At 37.9% G+C, this 22,436-nt stretch carries 20 protein-coding genes; 5 read left to right on the top strand and 15 right to left on the bottom strand.

Going from position 1 to position 22,436, the window contains the following annotated elements:
- Positions 1–303 precede the first annotated feature (303 nt).
- The 9 genes from glmS to WMO75_RS04645 all read right to left on the bottom strand — a co-directional run bounded on the left by glmS (position 304) and on the right by WMO75_RS04645 (position 12,215).
- Positions 304–2,142, bottom strand: coding sequence for a glutamine--fructose-6-phosphate transaminase (isomerizing) (glmS, locus tag WMO75_RS04685; RefSeq protein WP_022215031.1), 1,839 nt, complete (start codon positions 2,140–2,142; stop codon positions 304–306).
- Between the two features lie 149 nt (positions 2,143–2,291).
- The gene (locus WMO75_RS04680; protein ID WP_022215030.1) at positions 2,292–2,693 is read right to left on the bottom strand and encodes a helix-turn-helix domain-containing protein; all 402 of its coding nucleotides are present in this window, start codon (positions 2,691–2,693) and stop codon (positions 2,292–2,294) included.
- Positions 2,694–3,233: 540 nt separating this feature from the next.
- Complete coding sequence (locus WMO75_RS04675) at positions 3,234–3,776, bottom strand: Uma2 family endonuclease (protein WP_118699518.1); 543 nt, start codon at positions 3,774–3,776, stop codon at positions 3,234–3,236.
- A gap of 118 nt (positions 3,777–3,894) precedes the next feature.
- A complete protein-coding gene (locus WMO75_RS04670) occupies positions 3,895–5,706 on the bottom strand; it encodes an AAA family ATPase (protein ID WP_349077699.1) in 1,812 nt (603 codons plus the stop codon).
- Between the two features lie 208 nt (positions 5,707–5,914).
- Positions 5,915–6,160 (bottom strand): hypothetical protein, encoded by a 246-nt coding sequence (locus WMO75_RS04665; RefSeq protein ID WP_349077698.1) that lies wholly within the window; start codon positions 6,158–6,160, stop codon positions 5,915–5,917.
- A 15-nt stretch (positions 6,161–6,175) separates the two neighbouring features.
- Positions 6,176–7,870 carry an IS1634 family transposase gene (locus WMO75_RS04660; protein ID WP_349077697.1) on the bottom strand — a complete coding sequence of 565 codons (1,695 nt, stop codon included), beginning with the start codon at positions 7,868–7,870 and terminating at the stop codon, positions 6,176–6,178.
- A 143-nt stretch (positions 7,871–8,013) separates the two neighbouring features.
- Entirely contained in the window at positions 8,014–9,027 is a 1,014-nt protein-coding gene (locus tag WMO75_RS04655) for a hypothetical protein (protein WP_349077695.1), read from the bottom strand.
- A gap of 36 nt (positions 9,028–9,063) precedes the next feature.
- On the bottom strand, positions 9,064–10,053 hold the full coding sequence (locus WMO75_RS04650) for a hypothetical protein (RefSeq protein WP_349077693.1): 990 nt from the start codon (positions 10,051–10,053) through the stop codon (positions 9,064–9,066).
- Positions 10,054–10,316: 263 nt separating this feature from the next.
- Positions 10,317–12,215 carry an ATP-binding protein gene (locus WMO75_RS04645; protein ID WP_349077702.1) on the bottom strand — a complete coding sequence of 633 codons (1,899 nt, stop codon included), beginning with the start codon at positions 12,213–12,215 and terminating at the stop codon, positions 10,317–10,319.
- On the opposite strand from WMO75_RS04645, the gene tnpA reads away from it, so the two are divergent.
- From tnpA to tnpC, 3 genes are all read left to right on the top strand, one after another.
- Positions 12,209–12,607: an IS66 family insertion sequence element accessory protein TnpA gene (gene tnpA, locus WMO75_RS20090; RefSeq protein ID WP_435377825.1), complete on the top strand. Its 399-nt coding sequence runs from the start codon at positions 12,209–12,211 to the stop codon at positions 12,605–12,607. The two genes, WMO75_RS04645 and tnpA, sit on opposite strands and share 7 nt — an antisense overlap.
- Positions 12,600–12,959: an IS66 family insertion sequence element accessory protein TnpB gene (tnpB, locus tag WMO75_RS04640; RefSeq protein WP_349077691.1), complete on the top strand. Its 360-nt coding sequence runs from the start codon at positions 12,600–12,602 to the stop codon at positions 12,957–12,959. The genes tnpA and tnpB overlap by 8 nt, the downstream gene beginning before the upstream one ends.
- 282 nt (positions 12,960–13,241) lie before the next feature.
- Positions 13,242–14,900: an IS66 family transposase gene (tnpC, locus tag WMO75_RS04635; RefSeq protein WP_349077689.1), complete on the top strand. Its 1,659-nt coding sequence runs from the start codon at positions 13,242–13,244 to the stop codon at positions 14,898–14,900.
- Positions 14,901–15,404: 504 nt separating this feature from the next.
- Here the strand turns inward: tnpC and WMO75_RS04630 are convergent.
- Genes WMO75_RS04630 through WMO75_RS04615 form a run of 4 tightly spaced genes read right to left on the bottom strand, consistent with a single transcriptional unit; the run spans position 15,405 to position 19,353 of the window.
- Entirely contained in the window at positions 15,405–15,776 is a 372-nt protein-coding gene (locus tag WMO75_RS04630) for a hypothetical protein (protein WP_117636451.1), read from the bottom strand.
- Between the two features lie 43 nt (positions 15,777–15,819).
- Entirely contained in the window at positions 15,820–16,539 is a 720-nt protein-coding gene (locus WMO75_RS04625) for an integrase (protein WP_349077688.1), read from the bottom strand.
- Positions 16,532–18,385 carry a recombinase family protein gene (locus tag WMO75_RS04620; protein ID WP_158576603.1) on the bottom strand — a complete coding sequence of 618 codons (1,854 nt, stop codon included), beginning with the start codon at positions 18,383–18,385 and terminating at the stop codon, positions 16,532–16,534. Before WMO75_RS04620 ends, WMO75_RS04625 begins: the two co-directional genes overlap by 8 nt.
- Entirely contained in the window at positions 18,382–19,353 is a 972-nt protein-coding gene (locus WMO75_RS04615; RefSeq protein WP_117636448.1) for an AAA family ATPase, read from the bottom strand. Before WMO75_RS04615 ends, WMO75_RS04620 begins: the two co-directional genes overlap by 4 nt.
- 176 nt (positions 19,354–19,529) lie before the next feature.
- Between WMO75_RS04615 and WMO75_RS04610 the strand changes: the two genes are divergently transcribed.
- Both WMO75_RS04610 and WMO75_RS04605 read left to right on the top strand, forming a co-directional pair.
- Entirely contained in the window at positions 19,530–19,883 is a 354-nt protein-coding gene (locus WMO75_RS04610) for a helix-turn-helix domain-containing protein (protein WP_117636447.1), read from the top strand.
- Between the two features lie 96 nt (positions 19,884–19,979).
- On the top strand, positions 19,980–21,341 hold the full coding sequence (locus WMO75_RS04605; protein ID WP_118626855.1) for a caspase family protein: 1,362 nt from the start codon (positions 19,980–19,982) through the stop codon (positions 21,339–21,341).
- A gap of 56 nt (positions 21,342–21,397) precedes the next feature.
- On the opposite strand, the gene WMO75_RS04600 is transcribed toward WMO75_RS04605, so the two are convergent.
- The gene (locus WMO75_RS04600) at positions 21,398–21,943 is read right to left on the bottom strand and encodes a hypothetical protein (protein WP_118743841.1); all 546 of its coding nucleotides are present in this window, start codon (positions 21,941–21,943) and stop codon (positions 21,398–21,400) included.
- Positions 21,944–22,065: 122 nt separating this feature from the next.
- Positions 22,066–22,425, bottom strand: coding sequence for a hypothetical protein (locus WMO75_RS04595; RefSeq protein WP_118062413.1), 360 nt, complete (start codon positions 22,423–22,425; stop codon positions 22,066–22,068).
- Positions 22,426–22,436 lie beyond the last annotated feature (11 nt).

Here is a 22,436-nt window from a genome sequence, read left to right as displayed (position 1 = left end):
AAAGCATTTCTCCCAATTCCATGTATAACTTTCGAAAAAATGCCAATACTGAAAGCCATAGGAAATAAAAGGAGGCTTTTTTATGCTGATACTCTTTCTTGTACTCTTTTTTCTACTGCAGGCGCTCGTACTCTTCTGCTGCCTCGCCGCCGGGAACGATCCCGCATCCCAGAAAATTTCCGATCAGGAACAGATGGATTATATCAGACGGTGGATGGAGAAGCATTCCGGGTCATGAATATAAAAAATCGAGGGTATAACAGCCATTTGTGACTATTGTACCCTCTGTTTTTCTTTTTACTATTATTCTACTGTAACACTCTTGGCAAGGTTTCTCGGCTTATCTACATCAAGACCCTTTGCAACACTTACATAGTATCCCAGAAGCTGTAACGGGATCACAGCAAGAGAAGTTGCAAAGTATGGATCTGTCTTTGGAATATAAACAGTGAAATCTGCAGTATCTTCGATGTTATAGTTTCCAAAAGTAGTCATTCCCATCAGATATGCTCCACGGCTCTTGCATTCTACCATATTGCTGACTGTTTTTTCATAAAGATCCGGCTGAGTGAGGACTCCGATCACCAGTGTTCCATCCTCGATCAGAGAAATCGTTCCGTGTTTCAGCTCACCTGCAGCATATGCCTCTGAATGGATGTAGCTTACTTCTTTCATCTTGAGGCTGCCTTCCATGCTGATTGCATAGTCGATTCCACGACCTACGAAGAAAGTATCATGTGCGTTTGCCTGCTTGGACGCAAACCACTGAATGCGCTCCTTGTCATCAATGATTCTCTGGATTTTCTCCGGAAGAGTCTGAAGTTCTTTGATGTATCCTGTGTACTGCTCCTCTGTGATCTGCTCTCTTACCAGCGCGAACTGGATTGCCAGTACATAAGATGCCATCATCTGTGTACTGTAAGCTTTGGTTGTCGCAACAGAAATTTCCGGTCCCGCAAGTGTATAGAATACATTATCTGCTTCACGGGCAATAGAAGATCCCACAACATTTACGATCGCAAGCGTTCTGATTCCATGATCCTTACACAGTCTCAGTGCTGCAAGGCTGTCTGCGGTCTCTCCGGACTGGCTGATCACGATCGCCAGTGCATGAGGATCCAGAATCGGATTACGATAACGGAATTCAGACGCAAGTTCCACACGAACCGGAATTCTTGCCATATCTTCGATCACATACTGTGCAGCCATTCCTACATGATACGCAGAGCCACAGGCAACGATATAAATCTGGGAAATATCTTTGATCTCATCCTCTGCCAGACCGACTTCTGCCAGATCGATCCTGCCATCCTTCAGAACAGAGTTCAGTGTATCCTGTACAACTTTTGGCTGCTCATGGATCTCCTTCATCATGAAATGCTCGAATCCAGCTTTTTCTGCTGCTTCTGCATCCCAGTCGATCACTTTCATCTTCTTCTCGATTTCTTCCCCATCAAGGTTGTAGAAAGTAATCTCACCCTTACGTACACGGGCCATCTCCATATTGCCGATATAATAAACATTTCTGGTATATTTCAGGATAGCCGGAACATCAGAAGCAATATAAGCTTCTCCATCCTCCACACCAAGGATCATCGGGCTGTCCTTTCTTGCGACATAAATTTCTTCCGGATAATCACGGAACATGATAGCAAGTGCATAAGATCCACGGATACGGACCATAGAATGATTGATTGCATCTACCGGAGTTCCCTCATATTTCTTATAGTAGTAGTCAATCAGTTTCACGGCTACTTCTGTATCTGTCTCTGAATAGAATGTATATCCTTTACGTGTCAGTTTATCCTTCAGTTCCTGGTAATTCTCAATGATTCCGTTATGTACGGCAACGATATTTCCATCATCGCTGACATGCGGATGTGCATTGTTCTCAGAAGGTTCTCCATGAGTTGCCCAACGTGTATGACCAATACCGCAGGTACCCGGAACAGACTCACCGCCATTTGTCTTCTCAGCAAGTCCCCTCAGACGTCCCTTTGCCTTAATAACTGTGGTCTCACCTTCACCATCACGCACAGCAATTCCTGCTGAATCATAACCACGATATTCCAGTTTAGAAAGACCATCTAACAGAATCGGCGCCGCCTGATGATTACCTGTAAACCCTACAATTCCACACATAAATATATCTCCTCTTTTTCATTTCACTTTTGCATTGATAAATTCAATTTTTGCTCTATGATAACATACAACAGGCGATAATTCAATCATTTTTACATTATTAACCGTTTTGATTGCATTTTATGCATGTGCTGTTGAAGATTTTCCTGTCAGAACTTCTCCTGAAACTGAGTTAACATCTGCAGGTAAACTTTCAGCAAATGCCGCTTGGATGGTGTACATTTTCTGTAGAGCATCAGCAATTCCTGTTCTTCTTTGCTTATATTTTCTATGGTTTCATCACATGGTTCTATCAGTAAATCTGAAATAGGAATATCCAGTGCATTGCACAGTTTGTACACCGTATACATATATGGCTTTGTCTTGCCCGCCAGAAGTGAATGAATTGTTGAAGTTGATATATCTGCCCCCTTCGCCAGAGTATACCTTGAAATTCCTCTCATCTTACAGATCTTATCAACATTCTGGATCAGTTCCTTGCTCTTTTCCTCCGGATTGTATCTTCCCGGTCTTTTTTCTGTGTGTTTTTGTGGAATCTTCTTTTCGCTCAATTGATTTCCCTTCCTCTCCTGTATCATTAAGAAGCATAAAAAAGCCTCTATAATAAATACGAGGGAAATCGCGAAAAATCACGCGGGAATTTAAAAAAATTTATTTTTCTTGCATTTTTATTCGTTATATCGAATTATTCATCCTTATATAACAGCAAACAGATACACTCTATATTGTCTACCTTGAATTTGGTACTTTCCTAATAAATTTTACCATATTTTCTAAGCATTTTGTGATTTGTTATAACAAACTACCCTTTCGTTCTTTCGACATATGTTGCTATTTTTCTAGCAGTATTATTAAAAATTCTTTTTTCTTTATATCTCGCCTTCTTTCAAATAATATACTACGCTTTTGCGCTTTACTTCATTAAAGCACTGTGTTATTTTTTTACTGGCATCTTTTAAACGCCAGTAAATACATTGGCAGAGTATCCTCCCTGATAAGAATGAAGCCGCATCTTTTTGCTGAAATCTGCTTTTTGATCCGGCGTTCCATCCATTCTTTTTGGATTTTGGTCAGAAAGTTAATCGCACCTTCTACAGTTCTATACTTCCAAAATCAATCACAAGCTCATCATATATTCCTACTTTAATAGAGTCCTGTAGGGTATACTGCTCTGTCTCGCCTAATTCAAAGTTGTATACTACAACCAGATTCTTAGATGGATCAACAATCCAGTATTCACGAATACCTGCTGTTCTATACTTAAATAGCTTTGTATAATAATCCATCTGCTTACTTGCAGGTGACACAATTTCAATAACCCAGTCAGGCGCACCTTTGCATCCGCTATCATCAAGTTTATTAGAATCACAAATCACAGAAATATCTGGTTCTACATAAGTATTACTTCTTTCATCCAGATAAACCGCAAATGGAGCCGCATAGACCTGGTATTTTCCTTTATGTTCTTCGATATAACGGTCAATAATACTGACAAGCCTTGTTGAAATACGCTGATGTTTTCTGCTCGGTGGAGCCATCATATACATATGACCATCAATCAGTTCTGCTCTTTCACCTTCTGGCAGAGCATATATATCATCTATGGTATAGGTTTCTTCTTTCAGTAACGGCATATTATCACCTCCCAGTGTACTTTGCTATAGTTTAATTCATTATATTATAAGTAATACTTAATCAGCAACTTATTTTTCTGGTAAAGCATGTATAGTTGCTGTTCAGAGGTAATGTCATCTACCCTCGTTTAACTGCCGCATTCTTTCCTCGAAACGCAATGCCGATTTTAATGATAGAATTAACACCTGCATTACGCAGTCCCGTATCATACTTTTTCTCATTAATTTGTTGAAGCGCACTGTCTGCCAAAACTGCCAGATTTACACGCTCATCTTTGGTGTGCTTAAATTCAAAAAGAAAGCCTGGAATTCCAGATACCAATGGAGACAGTTGAATATCAAAACGACCAAGTCCAGCTTCACGGTTAGAACGTATCCGGTAGCGATTTCCAAGAACAGCACACAATCCCAACATCATACCATGATAAAAGCCCTCATTTGCTCCATCCATTGAAGAAATACTTCGTAGCATAAAATCTTCCAGCAAATCCTGCAGTTTTTGTGCATTTCCTGAAAAAACAGCCTGACTGATGGAAACAGAAACACCGTTCTGATTTGTCCGATTCAAAATTTCTTTCTCATAAACAAAAGCAATTTCTTTATTAGGTATTGCAACGTCACACATAAAGTTTCCATCATTTTGCGGATAGACAGCCGAAACTTTTAAATATCCGGCGACAAGCAAAAAACTATAAATACTATACGGGTTATTCTGTACCTCCGGATAGATTACACTGGTGTCTACATATGTTGTTATCTTCTCACCACAGAGCAGTTTATAAAGTCCTTCTGTGATCTCTGGCGTAGCTGTTGCAATGATTTCTCCAATAATTTCATTATTCCCGGTAGATTGCCAGAACGCCTTTGGGAAACAATTGTCCGAAATATAGTTAATCACTGACCATGGATTAAAAATTTCGGTATTGCCAAATCGATACCCGTCATACCATTCGCAAATTTCCTGAAATTTATCTTTCTTCCCATAATAGCACAGCATGTCTTTTACTTCTTCTTTTGTAAAACCAAAATACTCGCTATAACTTTCATCCAGAATTGAATTTATCTTAAGGTTATTCATACCGCTGAAGATACTTTCCTTAGCCACGCGCAGAATTCCTGTAAGGAATCCAAAGGCCAAATGCGGATTATCCTTCAGACCACCCGAAAAAAAGTTACGCATGAAATTCACAATTTCCGAATAAAAATTGCAGCTGTGTCCCTGCTGAATCGGCGTATCATACTCATCAATAATAATAATGCATTCTTTACTATAATGCTTATGCAGCAGCATTGACAGAAGCTGAAGCCCCATCTGATAATCCACTTCATTTGCATTCTCACTCGCAAGTCGATGATATTGCTCTTTTTCATAAGAACTTAATACCAAACTTGTTTCCAGTTCCCTATGCCGGATAAATTCAAGTGAAATCAGCCTTCCGATTTTTTGAAAGGTATCTTCCCATGTCCGACATTTCACATCCTTAAATGTCAAAAAGATAACCGGGTACTGCCCCTGATGCCGAGTATAATTATTTCCACACTGCCATATCTTCTTATCCCTAAAATAAATAGAAGTATTCTCCTGTGTTTTTTCAAAAAAAGCACGAAACATATCCATATTCAATGTCTTACCAAACCGACGCGGACGAGTAAATAAAGATACCAGCGGCTTCGTATCCAGAAAGTCACGAATCAGCAAGGTCTTATCTACATAGTAGTAATTAGTCGTTGCAACTTTAAAATCAGAGACACCGATTGGCAGGGGCTTTTTCTTTTCACCTTCCTCCAGTAAAACTGAATTCTCAGGAATCAGCCAGCTACGTCCTTCTTTAAATACACCAGGAATTTCTCCGCTTTTACACATTTGCTGAATTCTTCGAACTGTAATTCCCATTGCTTTTGCAGCATCTGCACAGGATAGATAATTCATTACGCACCTCCCAGTTTAGTTCTGGTTCTATTATACCTTTGTATGCGAAATACAGCAAGTTTAATTTCGTTATTATTTCGTCAACTCATTAGCAGAAATTTCATTAATCTGATTCTGTATCATTGTGAACTTCCAGTAAAATTAATGTGAACTTCCAGTTTTTTTCCGCCTAAATCGAGTGTCGCTATATCTGTGACTCAAAATAATTCTATTTTTCCGTCTTTTCTCCATCTGGTCCTGCATTTAAAAAGTTCATAATCTCCTCATATGACCGCCCACTTTTTACAACCGCTGACAGGATCTCTTCTTTTCTTATGGCGTCCCGCTTGTCTAACAGTTCTTTTAGATTTGCTGTTGCCTGGTCATACTTTTTCTTCGCTGCGATCACATCAGCCTCTGCTTTTTCAATCTTTTCTTCCAATGCTTCCTTACTTGTTTTCCTTGTTCTTGCCATCTTTATTTTCCTTCCTTATTCTGCTTTTTTCAGTTCCTTACTCAGCTCTGATGCAAAGTATTTTATACTGTTCGCATCCAGTCCAAAGGCTTTCAATATTACTTTCTGGTTCGCTGTTACTGCATGATCCAGACGGTATATATTGTCTAACTGACGTACCATTTCTATTTTTTCCAGCTCTTTTATTGCCGCCGGTACAGTCATATAGTTCAGTTTCTTATCCAGTTTTTTCATTTCTTCTTTTAGTTTTATATACATCTTGCAGCGCACTATCATGGCTACAAATTCAACAAATATCTTCGCTCTTGCTGATTCTTCTGAATACACCCGGATGCTCTTATTTTCCAGATATGATTTGTCTCCGCGGAATAGTTTCTCCGATACATCCCTGCTCTTATACAGTTCGATTGCTTCCCTCGCACTCATCTTTTCTGATGTAACGATACAAAAATATCCTGCCAGATCCAGTTCTCTTTCTACCACACTGCACCGTTCTTCCGGTAGTATAAAAGCCTGGCTCTTTTCATCATAATGAAGGTTAAAATACTTCTCAAATCCAGGACCGAATTCCTTTACTTTATTCTGGTACTTTTTCAGATACTGCGTCATCTGGTTGATCCGATTTTCAATCTCTATCCGTTCTGCGCTTTCTTTGGAAATGCTATGATACAAATGAAAATAGTGCTCTTTTTTATCACTTGCATACAGTTTGTGCCGCATTGTCTTTCCGTAAACTCCATATTCATAGATATTGTTCACCCGCTTATTTTCGAATGTTCCTTTATTTTCCAGGATCAGTTCATTCACAAGGGCAGACATCCCTTTCACCATGATAACAAAACTATACCCACATTTATCCATATATTGTATGTTCTCACAGCTGAAATATCCCCTGTCCAGAATGAATCCAATCTTCTTATAACCATATCCGGATGCTTTATCCAGCATGAACTGCAGCTGGGAGATATCATTCAGACTTCCTGGATATTTTTCATAAAACAATGGTTCCTGATTATGAGTATCATACGCAACTGCATAACTAAATACCGGCTCTCCCATATCTACTTTCGGATGCCCAAATTCGACCATTTTTATATCTCCAGCCTGACAGTTTTTATTCGTTGAATCATAGGAAATATAAATCTTTTCACGGTAATTCCGTGACTCATTCCATGTATTCAGAAATCCTGTACTCTGATCATCTGTTACTGAATTCAGGAAATCTGATACGGTTGAATCGCTGTATTGTTTCATCTTTTCCGTAAAAAGTGGATGGTTGTATGTATAATCCGGATAGTACTGCGCTGCATTGTTTTCTGCTATGATCGAATAAACAGCCAGATCTAAAAACAACCCCATATCACGTGATCCAAAATACTTTCCAAGGATATCGTTCAAGCTGCATTCTTCTATGATCTTACGCAGTACAAAATATGTTCCTACCCTGAGACAGCTGCTTCTGGAAGTCCTGTTTTTGCTTTCCGGAAGCTCTGCATCAGGAAAATATTTCAGGAAATTTTGATTCGGTTTCATGAGTTCCTGATCCGTATCTGACAATTTTCCGATCGTTACTCTTTTGGGAAAAGTATACTTCCGGGATGGATCATAAACCCGGTCATACTCATACTCTATATATACAACGTTTAACTTTTTTCTCCGTGTGATTTTGCCTTTTACGGTTGGTACTTTCACAAAAAAATCCAGATACATATCGCCCTCCTTTTAGGCGGTTATCCGCCTAAAATAATTGTACTATATTTCCCGGCTAACTGCAATGGAAAACCGCAGAAAACCGGGATTTTTTATGACTTTATTTCGTTCTTTTTTCTTTAGGTGGAAAAATTACTGGAAGTTCACAAGCTTTCTCCACTGATCATCTTGTCTACTACAGTATTGAGCATATTGTAGTCATAGGCTGTATATACAGAATCTGAATGCCCAACCACTGCATTTGCTCCTGTATTTACAAAAGCATCTACCAGTCTGGAATTACTTGCTCCATAACAGGAACCGATCCAGACAAAAGAATTCGCCAGTTTTCCACCACTATAATAATATTCAAAAAACGAAGGTGTCAGGCAATACTGTGCTCCCTCATCGGTGATAAGGATCGACAGTCTTTCTGCATCCAGGTCTTCCTGATATTCACCACTTTCCGGATCATACTCATCCTCTGTAACGATCAGCGGTTCATCGCCATAGGTACATCCATGTTCTTCGATGACAATGAGATCCTTCCCATTCAGATCTGTCTTAAAGTTGTCTACAGTGCATGCGTCATTCTTGTTGGTCCTCAGACCGTTATTATTCCACTTGATAGTACTGTAATTCAGTGCATCATCAAATTCCGGAAAACCAAGTCCATACAGGATCACCGCTTCTCTGTCTCCACTCAGACCATCTGTAATATCATCCCGCTGCTCATAATCATCTTCCCCGCCCTGTCCATAAGGATTTTCGGCATAATCTTCCAGCCAGACACCGATCTTCTGACCATGGAATTCAAAGTTGAGGATGGCGTCAAGTCCCATCTCAACTGTTTCCTTATCAATATATCCCGTAGCAGCCAGAAGTTCTGCTATTTTCTCTTTTCTCGATTGGATATCGGTATCTTTGTACCAGTCAGATTCCATGATATCCATGATGATCTGCTCAATGATAGAAAATTCCTCGGAAATATCCACATTCTGTATGATATCTTTCAAATCTCCATCCGTTCCCAGATCCACATAGTCGTCCACATAATCCTTAATAGCATCCGGTAGCTGAAATGCAGATACTGTGATCGGTGCATTTACAGAAAATGCGAGCAGCATTGTTGATATTATACAGAGTATTCGTTTTTTTATGTTCTTTTTTCTTTTCATCGCAGGTATTCCTCTCCATTAGGTTTTATGAGTTTATTATACAGTTTTTTTATATGTATCCAAAAATTGTTCTGAACCAATATATTGAACAGTCAAAATATCCTTGTCATCTTTTAATTCATTTTCCAAACGTTGAATGAGTTCTATAGATTCTGAATCAGCTTGTTTGTCAAAAATATCATATAATTTTTTTGCCATTTTTATTTTACATCTACCATTCGCTTCTGTTTCTTTATCCTTTGATTCGATATTACCCTCCAGCTCAAATTCACATTCGTTTTCCACATTATTACTCTTTTGTTCTTTTATCAGTTTATATACTGGTAAATAATATGAATATAATAATTGATCTTTTTTTAACTTCTCAGTACTAGCTTTTCCTGATAATTTCCATTTATTTTGCAGTGTTATTACACATTTTAATTCATTATTTTCTTTGACAGGATACGTAATGCAAATTATTTTTTCTCCCGGTTGCTCCCCATCAATAGAAATTACAGATTGCAATTGCTTATTTGCACTGTTAATAACACTTTTGCTTATATAATTAGTCTGTCTTCCTTTGACTTCAAATAATGCATAATTTTTGTCGTTTAAATTATATCCTACTAAATCTGGCTCCCTCTTCCCGCTTATAACAGCAGCATTTTTCTTCACCGTATTTAAATGCACAAGATATTCAAAACCAAATTTCTTTTTACTTATAATTTTTGTTATAAACATTCCAATATAATAAGACACAAAACTCTTTTCGCTTGGATCCAGATGCTTTATATTATCTGAAACCATAATATATCCATTTTGATCAACCTGTAATGCCATTTTCACCAGATAACACTTGTATGCCATCTCTAATCTATGTTTTTCCAGAAAGTTAACATTTACCTTGGACATAGGTAAGCCACATGTCACAATATGCTCAATAAGTTCCTGATCCGAAAACTTCAAATCATCTTTGCCTATCTCTATAATTTTTCCATTCCTGAACTCATTTCTAATAATCTTCACTTTATAGTTTTTCCCCATATACCCTGTCCTCCCAAGTTTTTTAGTGGATAAATCTTTCTGCATTGTATTCTGATTTCAATCCGGCTTATATCTGTCTATATAATTCTTTATAATCAAAATATATTGTATTCAGTATGTTGTCAAGGAAGTTTTGAATTTTTCTATTCTGTTGTCTGTACATTAAAGGGTCTGGCTTTTTCGCCAGACCCTCAAAAATTTTCTGTTGGTGTACAAATCTTGTCCCAAACACAGCTATTGCCATATCAGAAAGATCAACCATCTTATTCATTGAACAATTCGCGCACTTCTCTCAATTCATCATACATTATCCTCATTTCCTGCTTTTCTTCCTGACCAATACAAAAATATTGCAAAAGCGCACTTTTCAGTGCAAAAACTACTCCCGGCTCTTTCTTATATGAATTACCGATTACTTTATCCGTCATATTTAAAAGCATCACTGAAAGAACTTTGAATATAAATTTTCTGTCATCTTCCATTTGAAGTTCCCCAACTATTTCTTTTATTAATCGTTCTATTTCATATCTCGTTCTTCCATCAATAGTATACGTATACATAACATTTCTATGTGCAGTTTCTTCAATTAACCGCATCAGCGTCTTCTTGGATGCCTGTATGTTATGATGATTCGCATTTTCTTCTAAGGGATAGTTTATTTTTATTTCATGCCTACGCAGATGTCCTATCCATTTATTACGTTCCTTTTTCGCATTTTCTTCAACATATCTAATCTTAATCCTTTTTCCACGAGCTTTTCTTCTAATTATTTTATAGACTAATCCATCTTCTGTAAATTCTACCGCCACTACATATCTTAACGCATCTAAATTTGTACATAATACTTTATTCAAGCTTTGATTTCCACAAAAATCAAGTGCACATTGTATTACATCCTGCAGAAAAATAGCCGGAATATTCGTTTTTCTCTCCTTTGTATATTGAATGTACTGCACGATCTGCTTATAAAGGCTCTCTGCGATTTTTTCACCTAACAGATCAGCTCCACCATTATCATTTATTATATCTGAAAAATCTGTAATATTATCTCGCGCCACATCCAGTTGAAGCCAGTTAGATGGAAAATTCACAATAATATCATTATATGCCCTTTCTCTTTCATAAGAATTAAATATATATTTGGATATTCTCATATTTTCTCCAAAAATTTCACTCAGAGACGCTCTTTCTACAATAATCCCTGAATTGAGTATCATATCCTCATTAACAGTGTTTAAATTCTTTTTTCTGCAAATCAATATACCATATTCATATTTATCAATATATGCATTATTACGTATTTCATTCTCATAATTGGCCATGCCCACATCGCCATTCTCTGAAAAAGGAACAAAAAACTTAAACTCTTCTGATTCATGTTTCCTTCTAACTGCATGAGCCGGAATATGTTTTTGCTTTTCTTCCTCTTTTTCATTTAAATACCGAATATTAATAGCATATTTTATATCCTGCATAACATTTTGTATATAATCAACTATGCCTTTGTCATTAATATCTGAATTCATATAGAGTTTTATCTCTGTACCGATATTAGTATTTTTATCCAATTCTATAAAAAAACAGCCATCGTAATTCGGAATATGTAATTTGAGACCTTCAGAATTCTCTATATAATATTTAGTCTTTACATCAATTTCCCGGCAGACCATAAAAGAGGACAAAAAGCCGATGCCGAAATTACTGATTGGTTTATAACTGATACCTAAATCTTCATATTCTTCACCAGAATAAAAGCTACGCCCAATACTTGTAAAATATCTTTCGATCTTGTACCGATCCATTCCGGTACCACTGTCTGTAATTTTAAAATATTTTTTTCTATTTTTATCAACTTTCAGTTCTATCGATATTTCTTTCGAAAACTCACTCTTGTCTTTTGCTTCCCGTACAGATATTGCATCGATAGAATTTTGAATTAATTCTCGCGCAAATACAGATTTAGAAGAATAAATATTATCCCCTGTCAATAACGGTATCAATGTTGGAATATATGCTTCAAAATTATAATTATCCAGTGTATTTTTCATGCTGTCCTTATCAATTCTTGGTAACAGATAATATAATTTTAATCCTATGATCTTAAAATAATCTTCGAATTTATTTATTAATAAATCAAATTCTTTTATAAACAGCACTGCCATTTTATGCAAGACAAAAACTTCATCAGGTTCATCTTCAGGAATGGACCGTCAGATTTGCTGATCAGAAAGCCAGCGGCCTTACTGTACGCCAGTGGTGTGAGCAAAATAATTTTTCTTTTCACACCTATAACTACTGGAAACATCTTCTCAAAGAAGAAGTTGTCAGTCAGGCTCTTCCGGATATCGTCCCGCTCTCTGTCCCTGCCGTTTCAGACTCTGACCATTCGTTAGAAATAACAAAACCTGAAATTCGTTCTATTCGGGCGAATCGCTCGATTCGCTCGAATGACCCTACTGTCAAAATACAGATAAATGGTATTTCTATCGAGATAGACTCATCTGTTTCCGAAGAGTTTCTCAGCAAACTCATCAAGGCGGTGTGCCATGCTTAAAGATGCGGATCCCCATTACTTTGCCGGTGTCTATATCGTCTGTGGTTATACAGACCTCCGCTTTGGGATTGATTCACTCGCAGCCATCATCGAACGTAGATTTCATATGCATCTGTTCGTACCGAATACCCTGTTCCTTTTCTGTGGAAGATCTTCCACAAGGATCAAAGGGCTCCTGTGGGAAGGCGATGGTTTCCTGCTCCTTTATAAGCGGGTGGAATCCGGCCACTTCACATGGCCCCGTTCTTCCACAGAACTCAGGTCTTTATCCGCTGAACAGTTTCACTGGCTGATGCAGGGCTTTGCCATTGATCCTATCATCCACGATATCACACCTGACACTTCCGTCTAATTCTGATATTTTGTGCAAAACAGAGAACTTTTTTTCAGTTCCCGGACATGTTTTCCATGTGCTGTGCACAGCTTCCAGACGCTTTTTAATCATCATTAAAAAGTGTCTAAAGCTCTGTACGGCACTTTTTCTTTTTAACTGTGTCCCATTTCCGGGATCCTCATACTCCCTTTCTCCTGCCTTTCAGCCATAGTCATTTTTACTTTTCTGCCTCTTTTATAAAGTGTCCTTTTTTCACCGCTTCTGGTATAATGTTCTTATTAACACAGGAGGTGACACAACATGATCCAGTTATCAGACGAACAATTAAATAACCTTGGTAAAGAAGCACTTGTTGTTATCGTCTCTTCTTTACAGGACCAGCTTCTTGCACTTCAGTCCCAGCTGGATCATGCCAATGCACAGCTTTCGGATAATAACCGTCAGATTGAACTGCTCACAGAGCAGATCCGTATCATGAACCAGAGATTTTTCGGACGCAGGTCAGAAGCCTCCGTTTCTGAAATCAATGGCCAGCTTTCCCTGTTCGACTCCTTCAACGAAGCCGAATACCTGAAACAGGATTCCCTTAAAGAACCTGAGATCACAGAAGTTATCATCCCTTCTTATCATCGTAAAAAAACGGTTGGCAAACGCGAGTCTGATCTGTCCGGACTCCCGGCACGTATCATCGAACATACACTTTCCGATGAAGAACTGGCTGCCAGATTTCCTGACGGCTACAAAGAGCTTCCGGAAGAGATCTATAAACGTCTCCACATCATCCCGGAAACCTTTATCGTGGATGAACACCATGTCCATGTCTATGCTTCCAGAAATAATGACGGAACAATCCTGAAAGCTCCGAGACCGAAAGACCTTTTCCGCAATAGTATCGCTACTCCTGCACTGGTCGCTTCCATCATCAATGGCAAATATACCAATGCATTACCTCTTGAACGGCAGTCAAAGACTTTCAAGACAAACGGCATCCAGCTTTCCTCAAATACTATGGCAAACTGGGTGATCAAAAGTACTGATGTATATCTGTCCCTGATCTATGACCGTCTCCACGAAATGATCTACGACAGCAAAGTGATACATGCAGATGAATCACCAGTAAAAGTCATGCAGATCGACCATGCAAAGATCAAAAACGGCAAAAAAACTTACATGTGGGTCTACCGGAACCGGCCTCTGCGCGGCACACATCCTATCGTTCTCTTTGACTGGCAGCCTTCCCGCCATTCGGAACATCCCCGGGAATTCCTGAAGACATTCTCCGGAACTGTGATCACGGATGGATACCAGGTCTACCATAAGCTTGCAAAAGAACGCCGGGATCTTAAAGTCGCAGGCTGCTGGGTCCACGCCAGAAGACCTTTTGCAGAATTCATAAAGTCTGTCGGTCAGGACACTGCCAGAGGATCGATTGCCCAGGAAGCATACCGTATGATTACAGAGATCATGCACATCGACAATACCTTCGATGATCTCTCAGTTACAGACCGCAAAAAGCAGCGTCAGCTTGTTCTTTTAGAAAAAGTGGATGCTTATTTCGCATGGGCAAAACAGAAATACTCTCAGGTAACTCATAACAGCACTATCGGCAAAGCTCTTGCTTACAGCATAAATCAGGAAGAATATCTTCGTGTGTTTTTATCTGACGGGAATGTCCCGATGGACAACAACTATACCGAACAGGCGATCCGGCCTTTTACTATTGGCCGGAAAAACTTCGTACTGATTGAATCTTCTAACGGGGCAAAAGCAAGTGCGATCCTGTATAGTCTGGTAGAAACTGCAAAAGCAAACATGATAAATACTTTCGAATATTTCAACCTGCTGCTCACTGAAATTCCACAGCACATGGATGACAAAGACCTTCGTTTTCTTGATGATCTTCTTCCATGGTCACCCAAGGTTCAGAAAGAATGTCCAAGTAAATACAAAAAATCTTGATTTTTAATACATTTATTATTTTTACAAGATCCGCTCAATCCCCGCTGAAAATGCGGGGATTTTTGCTGTCCAGTACTCATGTTTGAGGATTTACGTTTGATATACTTCTTTTGCTAATCCTATTACAGCTACAATAATTGCAAGAATTCCAGTTATCAATGTTATATATTTTTTCTTCATATGCATTTTCTCCTGTCCAAATACCTTATAAGACATCGGTACTTTAATGTACACTTCTTTAACCACTTGATATTTTACTTAATATATGCTTCGTTTACTCCCTTAATCTTATCGAGTGTTAAGCAATTTTTAAAATGAATCTTTATCCTGATTCCACAGACCTGGACGAGGTCCTATCACGCTCATATTGCCTCCTGATGTAAAGGTAGAAACAACTTTTTTTCAAAGAAATTTTTTCATCACAGAACCATGCACTTACCCTCGAAAAATCGCACAAAAAAAGAACCTCCGATTTCTCAGAAGTCCTTATTTTACGCCATTTCTTTAAAATTCATCTGCTGTCTGCTCTGTTGCCTGCTTCATATCAAATTCGACCAGATTATGCTCTATATGGCACATTCCAGTCAATCGGTATGTCTTTTCCTTATCCCAATTACATGTATTCCAGATCATCCGTAACATTGGCACACTACTGATCTTAAATTCCCAATTCTCCGGATTGTATTTAGGCACACGAAAACATTCTGCTTCCTTTCTGGCACATGCCTGTACCACTAAGCCTTTCTTATCAGGGTTAAAAAGGAACCGTATGTACCTCGGCTCTCCCAGTGCCACTATTGTTGAATGAAAAATTCTTATCTTTCCCCATTTTTGGCACAAAGAAATCCCTGGTATCATCATATTGTTTTCCTGCATATTGATACCTCCAATCTCAGAGCAGACTTTTCCCTGTCTTCATCTATTTTGGTGTTGTAAATTCAGCATATCCCTTCAGCATATTTATTTCCAAGGCTTTCCTATGTTCCTCTACTGGCAATCCAAAAGAATCTTTCCATTCTTTCGGATAAAAAGGTGTACGAGTCTTTTTATTTATTTCTTCAGTAGAAGCATTATCCTCTGATGCATTCGATAATGACGTTCCTTCTATATTATTGCTACTCTCTGCACTTTCTTGCTTTTCTGCATTTTTCTTCTGACGTTTTCCCTTAGTATCCAGGTATATCTCTGTCTCCATCAGATCAAATACATATATTGTCTCACCTTCAAACGAAATCTTATGTCCTAAAATCTTATAACGGCAATCCAGATTCCACCCCATCATTTCATACATCATGGCAGAAAAGATTTTGTTTGTCATTTTCCTGCTTTTTCTTTTATCTGGTTTTGCCACGCACCAGCGAAGTGCATCTTTATCATTTTCTTCGCATTTTCGGACAACCATTCTTTTATTTTCCTGGTTTACAAGTATCTGTATATAAACCGCATCCTCCAATCCGGCAATGCAGGCTGTATTAAATGTTACGCTATCTCTCCGGATCACAACAGCAGGCTCTCTTAAATGTGCAAACAACTCACGTCTGACAACCTGATAACCGTCATAACTGAAATCCTCTGCCAGCTCTATCGCTTTTTGATCAACAATCTCCTGTTCATCTGTGTAATTTGTTGTATCACTCATATGTAGCACACCTCATTCTATCTATCAGTTTCTCAGCTTCTCCCATCAAATCATCCAATATTTCTCTGGTTATAATTTCCATACCTTCAACCGTCTTTGCCGGGCGTAGTATTTCCCAGTTTCCTTTATATGCTATTCGTTGAAAAAAAACTGTTCTGTTTGTTGTTTCTCCAAAATTATGAATCCATGCTTTTGGATAAAGTACTTTCTTAACAGTCTTCATATTTTCAGATGGGGCTTCTACCGATGAGTCTATATGTTGTTCTTCAACATATTCTTGTACGAATACCTCTGGTTCTTCCAATTCAAATATCAATAGTTGCTCGTCTGAATTGCCACAGAATTGTCCTCGTAATTTATATTTACAATCACTGTCCCAATTCATAAGCTCAAATAACGGTTCCGAGAACCCTTTGCAGCTCTTTGGCAGAACTGCCCATCGTCCATTTCGTATAGTTCCCCATTTTATAGCATTTACATTACTTTTTTCACAGGGACGAACAGCGATACATTTTTCTACCGAATTAAATAACAACTCCACGTATTCTACATTTTCAAATTTTTTCATACACGCAGTATTAAACGTAATCTTCCCAGAAGATATTGTGACTACCGGATCAAACCTTGTTGAAAAAAACTGTGCTCTTACGATCTCATATCCGCTTAAATCGAATGCACTTTTGTTCGTTTGCTCTGCATGAATCTCGTTCGTATCTTCATCGTATGCACTTAATGATGCTTTTTTATAATCATCTGTTGAAAATCCATTCCATGCCCGGTTTACCGGCACAAATCCCTTTAATACTCCCTGGTCAACTACTTGCAATGTAGGCAGAGGATACCCTTTTCTACTATACTTTCCTGCTTCTAACAGTTTTTGTGCCGCATTATAAATTTCTCTGCTTACTATTGCTTCATGGTGATCTGCTTGCCTGTATTGATTTCTGTCATGGTTATTTTTCTTTGACTTATGATCCAGATAATTAGGTGTGAATGTTTTTCTGGATAAAACATCGCCACAATGCCTTTCATTGCGAAGAATATTTACAACTGCACTTCCTGTCCACTTTGTGTTTCCCAGTTTTGTTTTCCGTCCCAAATCCATTAATATCTCAGCTATTTCAGAAGTCGGAAAACCACTTAAAAACAGATAATAACACAGTCTGACCGTATCTGCTTCTGTTTCGTTGATAACAAGATTTCCATCCTCGTCTTTATCATATCCTAAAAGTTTTGGTGTTAGAAAAATTCCCCTTGAAAACCGTTGTTCAATAGAGATATTCATAATTTCACTTTTCGTGTGCGATTCTTCCTGTGCTGCTGCCGACAACACTGCAAGCATCATTTCACTTGTATTATCAAGCGTATAAATGTGCTCTGTCTCAAAAAATACACCCACCTGTGGCTTCATATTTGCCAGTTCACGAACCTTAGCAATACAGTCAACAATATTTCTGGCAAATCTGGATACGCTTTTGGTAACTATCAAATCTATTCTTCCAGCTTGGCAATCTGAAATCATACGATTAAATTCATCTCTATGCAATAAGGATGTTCCTGAAATACCTTCATCTGCATATATTCCAACAAGGTTCCATCCTGCATGTTCTTTTATCATATCTTCATAATGATTTTTCTGCAGTTCATATGAAGATGTCTGATTAGCGTCGTCCGTAGACACACGACAATATGCACACACTCTTTTTGTGCCTACATCCTCAAATAGTTTTTCTTTCTGTTTCGCTGGAATGAACTCCAATTCACTACGATCTACGCCCTTGTATCTTGCACGAATCTTCTCTTTTCGTTCTTCCTGGCTTACAGCATGTTTTTCTTGTTCATTCATATGCTGTCCCCCACTTCCATATGCCAGTACCATATCTTGCCTTTTTTATATGCACTAATCTCCGCAATTTTCTTTGCTTCCTGTACCGTTCGCTTGGCAATACCATATTCTTTCATTTTTTCATAGATATATGTACTTGGCAGATCTTCCACCGCCAACAACGTTTGAAGGTATTCAACCGCAACATCTTTTTTGGCGGTACTTTTCTCCACAGCCAGCAATTCCTCTATATTTATCTGACATTTTCCCATCCAGTGAAAACCTTTTTCTTTATCCAGTTCAAATCCGATTGGTTCTCCTTCTGGTGCAAGGCTCGATTTCACCGGAAACATATATCTTTTCCATGGTTCTTCTTTGTCTCTTGATACCATAAGAATACTTCTCACTGTTGCGGCAATATCAATACTTCCTAATCCTCTATAAATCTGCTTTCCACCGCTACTCTTTGTCATGTGTCCCACCAGAACAATCGCACAGTTTGTTTCTTCTGCAACCTTGGATAGTTTTGACAGTGTTTCCCGCATTTTTACGGCATTGGTCATATTTCCATTATGTCCAATAAATGCCTGTATCGGATCAAGCACAACCATTTTTGCACCAATCTGGTTAATTGCAGTCTTTATGCGTTCGTCTTCCAGTGTCAGTTCTCCATTATCGTCTTTTATAAATGCAACTCTATTACAATCTGCCCCTGCCTGTTCAAGCCTTGGTTTTATCGTATCTCCCTTTCCATCTTCTGAGCATTGATAAATCACAATCTCCGGTTTTTTTATCTTTTGACCGTCCGGTAAATATCCGCCTTTTGTCAATATAGCTGCAATATGAATAATTAATGTTGATTTTCCTTCTCCCGGATCACCCTGTAACATTGTAATTTTCCCACAGGGAATATATGGATACCATATCCATTCCACCTCCGAGGTTTTCACGTTGGAATAAAATTCAACACCTGTAATTGTATCTTCCAAATTTGATACCCCCGGTGTTTTATGCGTTCTTCTACTACATGTGAATAATTACACTAAAGTTCTACTTATATTTAATTATAATATATCTCTTTTAGGAATACAATAAGAAATATCAAATGTGTGTGGAGTTTCATTGCAAACATTAACTAATAGTCAAAGTCTAGGAGGTGACAGGTTTGGAAGTAGAAATTGATTATCTTGCTATTGGAAAGAGAATCCGCACTGCACGTCTGTCAAAAAAAATGACTCAGGAAACACTTTCAAATATGATTGACGTTGCCCCTACCTATGTCAGCAGTATCGAAAACGGACATACCAAGTTAAGTCTGGCTACTCTGTTAGGGATTGCACAGAGTCTTGATACAACCGTGGATCAGCTCTTATACGATAATACCCCTGTGTTGGTTTCCAAGTTCGATGCTGATATAAAAGAACTTACTTCTGATTGCAGCAATCAGGAAAAAGAATTTTTACTGGAAATTATAAAATCAACAAAAACTGCATTACGCAACTACAAGCCCGTCAAATAATTCAAGGATGCAGAAACTCTTTTATTTCTGCATCCTTCTTTTATCCTTTTGCGGTCTTGCTTCCTTGCAATCTTGTATTAAATACGGAGGATTCATATGAAGAAAAACGCTATACTTTTTTCAGCAAGCAATTATACAAAGTCACCTCTGATCCAAATTAACAATCTACCTGGTGTAAAATATGACATTCAAGCAATGCATAAACGACTTACCCAAATTGGATTTGAAGTCAAACAAATAGAAAACATTTCAAAAGATCAAATCATTCCTGCTTTAGAAGATAATGCTTCCCATTCGCCTTGTGATGCTATCCATATCGTATACTTTACCGGACACGGCGGACATAATAACGGTAATAATTATATTTATCCAGTTGATTTTGCATCCGAGTTTGAGAAAAGCAAGGATATTGAAACATCCGCAATGAATATTCAAGATATTATCTCTATATATAAAGGAAAAGGACGCCTTATCCTCATTCTGGATGCCTGTCGTTCAGATTTTGGCTTATCTAAAGGATATTATTCTGAGATAACTGCTGCTGAAGATGTATATATTGCTTACGGAACTCAGTTTCAATATACTTCTATCGGTATTGCCAATCAAATGAGTCCATTTACCCAGGCTATCTGTGATGAGATATTAGAACCAAACATTGATGTAGATGAGTTATTTACACGAGTACGCAGAAATGTGTATTCCAAATATCAAATTCAGATCCCTGCCAGTGTTAATGCCCTTCTCAATAGAATTGTTTTACATAAACAACTAAGTTATACGAATTTCGATGAAGAAGTGTACAAATTTGTTAAAAAATATGCGGACGATTACAACAATAAATATGGATACTTTCATGGTGATGATCTGATTTTTATAGACGCTGCTCAATATTTCAATATCAGTTTCTTAGATGCCGTATGGAAATTTAGGAAAGTAGATAATAAGGTATATACTGATAGAGGTGCAAAAATCCCTCTCCTTCCAGAAGATGAAGCAAAATTTATCACCTTTCACGGATTATTCCGTGACAAAGAATATTTTACATGTGATGAAAATCATACTTGGTATTATAATGGACGCCAAATCCGTATGGGAGAAATCCCACCATTACCAGCAAGTATGCAACCCGAAGCTCCTGAAGTTGGAAAAGAATTATATGTCACCTTTGACATTCAAAAATATGACAATTCTATCATAATAACCACCAACTTGCCTGATAATTATATTCTCCTAGTAAAGAGCAATCTTTCCAAAAATTCAGACCGCAAGACAGTAACAAACGGTTCTGTAATGATTGAAAATGCCCAAAATATTTCATCCATAACCATCGGCTCCGCTTTTATCACCGATTCTTCTGTTAAAGAACAACTAGGAAAAAGAGCCAGAAACCTTCTTGGCAAATATGTAAAATACGATCCTGTTTGTGGAAATCAAATAAGTGCTGTTTTTAACTTTTAACAATTATTCATTACTGCTGATATACAATCATTGCATATCAGCAGTAATATATATACTTACTCACAATACAGCCACCGATCACCATCCCAATATGGCTGTGCTTCACTTCTGGAATTGTACATTTCATCAAACAAATTAAAAGCTACTAATCTTGCTGTATCAAAATCTGAAATCTTTCTTCCATGATAATCCCAACGCCATTTTCCTGCGTATATAACACCCCACCCCGTATCATATTTGCTACGCATAATTGTAATGTTTTCGCCTTTATACTTTAACGTAAAATTCCCAGTTCTAACTACCTGACGCCATTCTTTTTTCATAAAATTCTTTTTTCGTTGTACTCGATTTTTCAAATCTCTTTCCCTTGCTTCCGGATTTTCGTAGTCATCCGTCATATGGCAAGCACAAATACAACCTACTCTCAATTCTCCTGGGAATTCTGGATGTGTCATAATATGCACATATCGTATTTTCTCGTTACCACACATTTCACATCGTTCGTATTCTATATCTTCTCCAGATTCCGCTTCTTCCCCCAAATCTTCCATTCCTATTTCCGTCCATCCTTTGTGTGGAATGTCTTTCTTATCCCATCGCATTTTACCGCCTCCCGTCAACATTCATACCAAATATGCTAACATATTATTTAAAAATATACAACATATAGGGAAGTTAGTGCCTATTTTTTTCAGCACAACTTCCCTATACCATACTTCAAATTTTAAATTTCCGAATCAAACATTGACAACCCTGCCAACATCATATCTTCATCCATATCCAGATTTTCATTATCTTCTGACTCCGCTTCTGGCTTATTCTGATCACCTGTCTCAATCATAGATTTCTCAATTCTTGATATAAAATCTTTATCCTGCAACAATTGCTTTTTAATATCTTCTATATTTATGCTTCCGATGGAAGAAACCGTATTCACTGCTGTCTCTCCGTTTTTCATCCAGGCATGAACCAGTTCTGTCACAAGTGCTGTCTTGCACCTTTTCTTGGTCTTTAAATATTCTCCCGCTTCTCTTTGGCGTTCATCATCTTCATTGAAAATCAGCACGACCTTTATCTGTCCCATGAACCGCACCT

This window comes from Blautia intestinihominis (genome assembly GCF_040096655.1).
Taxonomy (GTDB): domain Bacteria; phylum Bacillota; class Clostridia; order Lachnospirales; family Lachnospiraceae; genus Blautia_A; species Blautia_A intestinihominis.
The sequence above is the reverse complement of the archived record's forward strand: the minus strand, read 5'-3'. Positions and strand labels throughout refer to the sequence as shown.

Excerpts from the sequence above, each read along its gene's own strand:
- tnpC (WP_349077689.1), top strand. The coding sequence starts at position 13,242 with ATGATCCAGTTATCAGACGAACAATTAAATAACCTTGGTAAAGAAGCA.
- WMO75_RS04625 (WP_349077688.1), bottom strand. The coding sequence starts at position 16,539 with ATGAGTGATACAACAAATTACACAGATGAACAGGAGATTGTTGATCAA.
- tnpB (WP_349077691.1), top strand. The coding sequence starts at position 12,600 with ATGCTTAAAGATGCGGATCCCCATTACTTTGCCGGTGTCTATATCGTC.
- WMO75_RS04675 (WP_118699518.1), bottom strand. The coding sequence starts at position 3,776 with ATGCCGTTACTGAAAGAAGAAACCTATACCATAGATGATATATATGCT.
- WMO75_RS04665 (WP_349077698.1), bottom strand. The coding sequence starts at position 6,160 with ATGGCAAGAACAAGGAAAACAAGTAAGGAAGCATTGGAAGAAAAGATT.
- WMO75_RS04645 (WP_349077702.1), bottom strand. The coding sequence starts at position 12,215 with ATGGCAGTGCTGTTTATAAAAGAATTTGATTTATTAATAAATAAATTC.
- WMO75_RS04660 (WP_349077697.1), bottom strand. The coding sequence starts at position 7,870 with ATGTATCTGGATTTTTTTGTGAAAGTACCAACCGTAAAAGGCAAAATC.
- WMO75_RS04630 (WP_117636451.1), bottom strand. The coding sequence starts at position 15,776 with ATGCAGGAAAACAATATGATGATACCAGGGATTTCTTTGTGCCAAAAA.
- WMO75_RS04600 (WP_118743841.1), bottom strand. The coding sequence starts at position 21,943 with ATGCGATGGGATAAGAAAGACATTCCACACAAAGGATGGACGGAAATA.
- WMO75_RS04595 (WP_118062413.1), bottom strand. The coding sequence starts at position 22,425 with ATGGGACAGATAAAGGTCGTGCTGATTTTCAATGAAGATGATGAACGC.
- WMO75_RS04670 (WP_349077699.1), bottom strand. The coding sequence starts at position 5,706 with ATGAATTATCTATCCTGTGCAGATGCTGCAAAAGCAATGGGAATTACA.
- WMO75_RS04655 (WP_349077695.1), bottom strand. The coding sequence starts at position 9,027 with ATGAAAAGAAAAAAGAACATAAAAAAACGAATACTCTGTATAATATCA.
- glmS (WP_022215031.1), bottom strand. The coding sequence starts at position 2,142 with ATGTGTGGAATTGTAGGGTTTACAGGTAATCATCAGGCGGCGCCGATT.
- WMO75_RS04650 (WP_349077693.1), bottom strand. The coding sequence starts at position 10,053 with ATGGGGAAAAACTATAAAGTGAAGATTATTAGAAATGAGTTCAGGAAT.
- WMO75_RS04605 (WP_118626855.1), top strand. The coding sequence starts at position 19,980 with ATGAAGAAAAACGCTATACTTTTTTCAGCAAGCAATTATACAAAGTCA.
- WMO75_RS04620 (WP_158576603.1), bottom strand. The coding sequence starts at position 18,385 with ATGAATGAACAAGAAAAACATGCTGTAAGCCAGGAAGAACGAAAAGAG.